Origin of the sequence: Arthrobacter sp. TB 26, assembly GCF_000427315.1 — a bacterium.
Taxonomy (GTDB): domain Bacteria; phylum Actinomycetota; class Actinomycetes; order Actinomycetales; family Micrococcaceae; genus Arthrobacter.
The window spans coordinates 1-6,524 of the sequence record NZ_AUPJ01000419.1 but is presented as its reverse complement, the minus strand read 5'-3'; the positions used below and the strand labels follow the sequence as shown (position 1 = coordinate 6,524).

At 68.7% G+C, this 6,524-nt stretch carries 7 protein-coding genes and 1 pseudogene (1 of these 8 running past the window's edge); 5 read left to right on the top strand and 3 right to left on the bottom strand.

The annotated features are described in order from the left end of the window. From K789_RS23325 to K789_RS0116065, 3 genes are all read left to right on the top strand, one after another. Positions 1 to 391, top strand: partial view of a hypothetical protein gene (locus K789_RS23325; RefSeq protein ID WP_024367647.1) — the 3' portion only. Its footprint begins 122 nt before the window's first position; only the last 391 of its 513 coding nucleotides appear in the window; its start codon lies beyond the left edge, outside the window; it ends in the stop codon at positions 389 to 391. A 70-nt stretch (positions 392 to 461) separates the two neighbouring features. Continuing rightward, a complete protein-coding gene (locus K789_RS24115) occupies positions 462 to 1,028 on the top strand; it encodes a hypothetical protein (RefSeq protein WP_128081650.1) in 567 nt (188 codons plus the stop codon). Between the two features lie 71 nt (positions 1,029 to 1,099). Further along, positions 1,100 to 1,639, top strand: a complete 540-nt coding sequence (locus tag K789_RS0116065) for a hypothetical protein (RefSeq protein ID WP_237739622.1) — start codon at positions 1,100 to 1,102, stop codon at positions 1,637 to 1,639. 55 nt (positions 1,640 to 1,694) lie between these two features. Here K789_RS0116065 and K789_RS0116060 read toward each other — a convergent pair whose 3' ends face one another. Further along, positions 1,695 to 2,588, bottom strand: coding sequence for a rhodanese-related sulfurtransferase (locus K789_RS0116060; RefSeq protein WP_024367644.1), 894 nt, complete (start codon positions 2,586 to 2,588; stop codon positions 1,695 to 1,697). A gap of 199 nt (positions 2,589 to 2,787) precedes the next feature. On the opposite strand from K789_RS0116060, the gene K789_RS0116055 reads away from it, so the two are divergent. Then, positions 2,788 to 3,480 (top strand): GNAT family N-acetyltransferase, encoded by a 693-nt coding sequence (locus K789_RS0116055; protein WP_024367643.1) that lies wholly within the window; start codon positions 2,788 to 2,790, stop codon positions 3,478 to 3,480. A gap of 62 nt (positions 3,481 to 3,542) precedes the next feature. Then, complete coding sequence (locus K789_RS0116050) at positions 3,543 to 5,930, top strand: DEAD/DEAH box helicase (RefSeq protein WP_024367642.1); 2,388 nt, start codon at positions 3,543 to 3,545, stop codon at positions 5,928 to 5,930. Positions 5,931 to 5,950: 20 nt separating this feature from the next. Here K789_RS0116050 and K789_RS0116045 read toward each other — a convergent pair whose 3' ends face one another. Then, a complete protein-coding gene (locus K789_RS0116045) occupies positions 5,951 to 6,337 on the bottom strand; it encodes an Rv3654c family TadE-like protein (RefSeq protein ID WP_024367641.1) in 387 nt (128 codons plus the stop codon). Beyond that, a pseudogene (locus tag K789_RS25460) lies at positions 6,334 to 6,524 on the bottom strand (pilus assembly protein TadE); the annotation flags it as partial. The gene K789_RS0116045 and the pseudogene K789_RS25460, both read right to left, overlap by 4 nt.

Genomic DNA, 6,524 nt, shown 5'->3' with positions numbered 1-6,524 from the left:
CGCCGCCGTCGTCCTGGCCACAGCAGCGTGCTCCCCGGTCGGTTCCGTCGAGTCGGCCGATGTGCCGGCATGGAAGGCCACGGCTCTTCCCTCTGTCGACGGGATCGTGCTCGAGGACTCGGGAAAAATCCTCAACCGGGATCCGATCGTCAAAGCCGCCCCCGGAATCGGGGCCGGCACCTACCTGCTGACGATGAGCTGCGACGGCGGCGGCAAGGCCTTCTTCGTGGCCTCCCTCGACGGCGCCAGGCTGAACGAGGCCGGAGCGGCCTGCAACGGCAGCCGCGAAACGGCACGCATCAAAGTCCCCGCCGCCGGGACGCTGCAGATCAGCACCTCAAGCGTTGATGCTCCGCTCATTTACGCCTACCAGCTGGCACCCGCGGGATAGCAGCCGACGCCACCGCGGGCGGGGACGCGCCGTGACTTGCATGCGCGGCCCCCGCCGCTAGGCTCGGTCCATGTCAGCTACTGGGGGTACGCACTGGACGGGCCGGGCTGCCGTGGTGCTGGCGCTGGCCGCCGCGGGGCTGGCGGGCTGTGAATACGCCGACGACGTTGGACTCTCACCGGCCGCTTCCAGCCCGCCCAGCCGGTCATACCCTGCCAAGGCGCCGCTGCCGGCCCGGGACCCCGAACTCGTGGCCGCCGAGACCCGCAATCTGCTGGAACTCGGGGCCATACTCGGCTCACCGGAGGGGCTCCTGATCGGCGGATCGGGCGGGATCGGCGACACCAGCAGCGGCGGGTTCATGACGTCCGGCGTTGTCACCCGGGCTGGCCAGTACACGGTCACCGCGGCGTGCATCGGGGCACCGGATACGCACTTATCCGTCACGCAGGGCGCCCGTCAGGGCGGCACTCTCCTGGAGCTCAGCCTTGACTGCGGCAGCACGGCGGAAGCACGGGTGGACCTGGTGCCGGGATCGGTCTCGGCCCACGTCGTGCGTTACGGCGACGGCGTCCCGGGACCCGGAACCGGCGCCGTCGCGGGGATCCGGATTAGCTTCAGCGGACCGGGGCAGTAGGCCCGGAACAACGTTTCAGCACGGGGCGTTGGACTCTGGCGCGCCGGCACGGGGCGGGTTAAAGTCAGGACATGCCCACTGTTCCGGTGTCGAGCGTGTCCCGGACTCACACGGGATCTGCCGTGGGGCTCCTGCTCGCGCTGCTGCTGGGAACCGCGCTGACCGGCTGCGCCTACGAATATGACGACGGCTTTGCCAGCGGGACGGCGACCGCCCCCGCCCCGGGGTTATCCGATGCGGCCCTGCCGCGCGATCCCACGTACAACCAGCCCGTCACCGGCGCCGAACTGGACTCGTGGGTGGCACAGGTGCTGCCCGGAGCCGAGGGACAGGTGTTCCACAGCAACTACGGAACCCTGGCGGCAGCCGAGGAACGGGAGGAGAACACGGCGAACCTGCCCGAGGGCAGCTACGCCTTGACGCTGGCGTGCCGGAGCCCGCGGCGGGTGTCGTTCAGCATCAGCCATGACGACATTGAACTGGTGGACCTGAACCTGCGGTGCGGGACCTCCCGGGTAAACGTGGTCTATCTGCCGGCCGACGTCGTACTCCATATCAAGGTGGAGGCGAAGGAGGGTGCCAATTTCGCCTACCGGGTGAGCCGGATCTGAGTCCCCGGGCCGTCATCCGGACCGGTTCGGGGGTGGGCCGGCGGGGTGCAGGGCGTCAGGCCGCGCAGCCTTCCGGGCAGCGGAGCGTCTCCGGGCTGGCGGCGCAGTCCGAACAGTAAAGGGTGAGGGTGCGGCAGGACGGATTGGAGCAGTTCTCAAATTTGCTCGTCGGCGCCGAGCAGCGGACGCATTCGCCGATGGTCTTCGTGTCCTCGCTGAATTCAAGGTGCATACGTTTGTCGAATACGTAGAGGGAGCCCTCCCAGAGGCCCTGGTCCTTGAAGGTTTCGCCATACCGGACGATCCCGCCGTCCAGCTGGTAGACCTCTTTGAAGCCGCGGTTGACCATCAGGCTTGAGAGGACCTCGCAGCGGATGCCGCCGGTGCAATAGGTGACCACGGGCCTGTCCTTGAGGGCGTCGTACTTGCCGGAGTCGAGTTCCTTGATGAAATCGTGGGTCGTCGCGACGTCGGGGACGACGGCGTCCTTGAATTTTCCGATCTGGGCTTCGAAGCCGTTGCGTCCGTCGAAGAACACCACTTCGTCCCCGGCCTGCTTCTTCGCTTCCACGAGCCGGTGCAGTTCCTCGGGCGCAAGGTGCGTCCCGCCGCCGACGACGCCGTGTTCGTCCACCTTGAGCTCACCCGGCGCGCCGAAGGACACAATCTCGTCGCGGACCTTGACGCTGAGCCGGGGGAAGTCCGCGGCGCCGCCGTCGGACCATTTCACGTCGATACCGTGGAAGCCCTTGTATTCGCGGGTGGTCTTCACGTACTGCTTGACCGCCTTCAGCTCGCCGCCGACGGTCGCGTTGATGCCGTCCTTGGAGATGATGATGCGGCCGGTCAGCCCGAGCTTCTCGCACAGGGCGCGCTGCCAGAGCCGGACGGCATCGGGGTCCGCGAGAGGGGTAAAGCCGTAAAAGAGCACAATTCTGTTCAAAGCCACGTTTTAAGGGTACTGGCTGGGCCGAACGCCGGGCGCCGCGGGACAAGCTGCAGGCAGCCAGTAGCGCGCGGGCCAGAGCCGCGGTCCTGGCCGCGGCGGCACGGCTTCCGGAGGGCGGACCGGTCACAATTACGTAAGCAAGTCCTGTTCCCGGACCCGGCCCCTGTTGCTTGTGGCGGGGCTGGAATACGCTCATCACATGAGTCTTGAGGCCATGGTTGAAGACACCACCCATCTGCTCGAAATCTGGGTCACCGGCTGGGCTGGCTGCCGGGGGTATGAGACACGCAGGGAGGGCCGGTTCCCTGCGGCCCTCAGGGCGGACACCACCCACGAATGGGAATTTTTCGCCCATGACCCCTCCGATGCGGAGTTCGCGGCGCTGGCCGCCACCACCCTTGAAGTACCTGCCCGGATCCTTACGGTCCTCACGAACGACGCAGCCAGGTACACCTTCCTCGCCCAGCAACACGGGCTCAACGTCACCTCCGCCTCGCAGACTATGATGATCGTGGATATGGACACCCAGGACTCCGAGGATCCCTGGCTTCCGGATGATGACCTGCGGTGGGTGCCGTCACGATCCGACGGCGTCCACCATGCCGTGGTCTATGCCGGGGACGAGGTGGCGGCGAGCGGGCGCGTGTTTGTGGTGGGCCACACCGCAATCTTCGACAAGATCGTCACGGAGCCCGGATACAAGCGCCGGGGCCTGGGCAGCTTCATCATGCGGGCCCTCGCCGCCCAGGCTTTCGAACACGACGTCCAGACCGGGCTGTTGCTCGCCTCGCTGGACGGGCAGAAGTTGTACTCGCACCTCGGCTGGACAGCGGTCTGCCATGTGCTGATGCTTTCCGCCTCGGACGAGGGCTCGGACCTGTCGGTGGGCTGAGGCCCGGGGGCTGCTGGGTCCCGCGCCCCGGACGATTTGAGGCCGGGTGAAAGAATGTACGAGTGAACCCACATGAGTCCCTGATTCCGTTGCTGGGCCGCGGCCCGGACCCGGAACAGCTCCGTCATGTGCGCACCATCGCCGCCCGCCAGGCCGTGCACGCGCCGTGGCCCGGGTGGGCCCATCCCGATCTGGTGAACGCCTACGGATCGCTCGGCATCCACGAGCCCTACCGCCACCAGATCCAGGCCGCCGACCTCGCCCACGCCGGGGAGCACGTGGTGATCGCCACCGGCACCGCGTCCGGAAAGTCGCTGGCCTACCAACTTCCGGCGCTGGACGCGATCCACCGGTCCGAACTGCGGGTCCTCGCCGATCCCGGCAGGATCCACGACGACGGCGCCGTCGTCCTCTATCTCTCCCCCACCAAGGCCCTGGCTGCGGACCAGCTGGCCGCCATCCGGGCGCTGAAACTCCCCACCGTCCGGGCCGAGACCTACGACGGCGACACCGACCCCGCGTCCCGCCGCTGGATCCGCGACCACGCGAACTTCATCCTGGCCAACCCGGACATGCTGCACTTCGGGATCCTCCCCAACCATGCCTGGTGGGCACGGTTCTTCCGCCGGCTGCGCTACGTGATCGTGGACGAAGCCCACAGCTACCGCGGCGTTTTCGGTTCCCACGTGGCCAATCTGATGCGCCGGCTGCGCCGCATCTGCGCCTACTACAGCCCGGACGGCTCCGGGCCGGTGTTTATCGCCGCCTCCGCCACGGCGTCCGAGCCGGCGACGTCGTTCGGCCGGCTCATCGGTGCCCCGGTCCGTGCCGTGTCCGAGGACTCCTCGCCCCATGGCTCCACGACCGTCGCGTTCTGGGAGCCTGCCCTGACCGAGCTCCGGGGCGAGAACGGCGCCAAGGAGCGGCGCACGGCTGTAGCGGAAACCGCGGACCTGCTGGCCAACCTGGTGTCCTCGCGGGTGCGGACCATTGCGTTCATCAAGTCCCGGCGCGGCGCCGAAACCATCGCCTCCATCACCAAGCGCCTTCTCGACGAGGTGGACCCCAGCCTGCCGCAACGGGTCGCGGCCTACCGCTCGGGCTACCTGCCGGAGGAGCGCCGGGCCCTGGAGAAAGCGCTGCGCTCCGGCGAGCTGCTGGGCGTTTCCAGCACGTCGGCCCTGGAACTCGGCATCGACATCTCCGGGCTCGACGCCGTGCTCGTCGCGGGCTGGCCAGGAACCCGCGCGTCGTTGTTCCAGCAGATCGGCCGGGCCGGCCGGGCAGGGCAGGACGCCATCGCCGCCTTCGTCGCGAGCGATGACCCGCTGGACACCTACCTGGTGAACCACCCCGAGGCGATCTTCGACGTCTCGGTCGAGGCCACGGTCTTTGATCCCTCCAATCCCTACGTGTTGGGCCCACACCTGTGTGCCGCCGCCGCCGAACTGCCGCTGGGGTTCGCCGAACTGGACCTGTTCGGGGCCACCTCCGAGAAGCTGCTGGACCAGCTGGTGGCCCAGGGATATCTGCGCCGGCGCCCCGCAGGGTGGTTCTGGACCCACCCGCAAAGCGCCGCGGCCATGGTGAACCTGAGGGCCGACGGCGGCGGCCCGGTGAGCATCGTGGACGCCGACACGGGGTCGCTGCTCGGGACCATGGATTCCCCGCAGACGCATTACCAGGCCCACACGGGCGCCATCTACGTCCACCAGGGCGAGAGCTATGTGGTGGAGGACCTGAACGAGGACGACCACTGCGTGGTGGTGCGGCGGGCGAACCCGGACTACTACACCACCGCCCGGGACGTGACCCAGATCGAGGTGCTCGAAACACAGCGCACCACCCAGTGGGGCGACGTGGCCGTCCACTTCGGGGATGTAAAAGTGACAACGCAGGTGGTCTCCTTCCAGCGCAAGGCGCTGATCTCCAACGAGATCCTCGGTGAGGAACCGCTGGAGCTGGGCGCCCGGGACCTGTTCACCAAGGCGGTCTGGTTTGTCATGGACAACCGCTCCCTGACCGGTGCGGGGCTGATCGAGGCGCAGTTCCCGGGTGCCCTGCACGCTGCGGAACACGCCGCGATCGGGCTCCTGCCCCTGGTTGCCTCCAGCGACCGCTGGGACATTGGCGGGGTGTCCACGGCCATCCACGCCGACACCGGAGTGCCAACCATCTTTGTGTACGACGGCCACCCCGGAGGGGCAGGCTTCGCCGAGCGCGGCTACGACAAGGCCCGGGTCTGGCTCGCCGCCACCCGCGACGCGATCAAAGCCTGCGAATGCGAGTCCGGCTGCCCGTCCTGTGTGCAGTCGCCCAAGTGCGGCAACAAGAACAATCCCCTCGACAAGGACGCGGCCGTGACCCTGATCGACGTGTTGCTCAAGGACGCAACGGACCAGATGCGCACCGGGCAGCCGGACCACGCCGCGACACCGTTGCAGGCCTAGCCTCGGCCGCAGGCACCGGCTCACGGGGGCGGTCCGGCTCTGGCCAGCCCGGTGGCCGCGCCCAGAGGGGTGCGGACCTCGAGCTCGGTACGTACCTGGACCGTGCTCCCGGCGCCTTCCGCGCAGCTGAGGACCCTCGCGCCGTTCCGGTGGGCGACCTCCGCAGCGACGGCGCATGGTTCTCCGGGAGCGATTCCCCGGGCAGCATCCGCGGCTCCCAGGGCCGCCAGGTCTGCGGCCGCGGCCGCCCGGAATGCCATTGCAGCCGACTGCGAGAGCAGCGCGATCAAGACAGCGGCGAGGACGACCAGCAGTCCCAGCCCGAGCGCCAGGACGGTGCCCGCGCCGCGCTCCGGGTCCGGCGTGTGCCCGCCCCGTCGCGTCCTGCGGGTATCCGGCCGGCTCATGCGGCCAGGCCCTGCAGCTGAAGGCGCCATGTCCGGGGAACCCGGGCCGCGGCTGACGGCCCGGACGTTTCGCCCCGGGTCCAGGCACGGGCCGTAAGAGTCCAGGGAAGCAGCGAGCCGACGGCGCCCGGAACCCTGCCGGAGACCGTGACGCTGAGCCATTCGCCGTCGGACGCCACGGCCGATG

Excerpts from the sequence above, each read along its gene's own strand:
- K789_RS24115 (WP_128081650.1), top strand. The coding sequence starts at position 462 with ATGTCAGCTACTGGGGGTACGCACTGGACGGGCCGGGCTGCCGTGGTG.
- K789_RS0116045 (WP_024367641.1), bottom strand. The coding sequence starts at position 6,337 with ATGAGCCGGCCGGATACCCGCAGGACGCGACGGGGCGGGCACACGCCG.
- K789_RS0116055 (WP_024367643.1), top strand. The coding sequence starts at position 2,788 with ATGAGTCTTGAGGCCATGGTTGAAGACACCACCCATCTGCTCGAAATC.
- K789_RS0116065 (WP_237739622.1), top strand. The coding sequence starts at position 1,100 with ATGCCCACTGTTCCGGTGTCGAGCGTGTCCCGGACTCACACGGGATCT.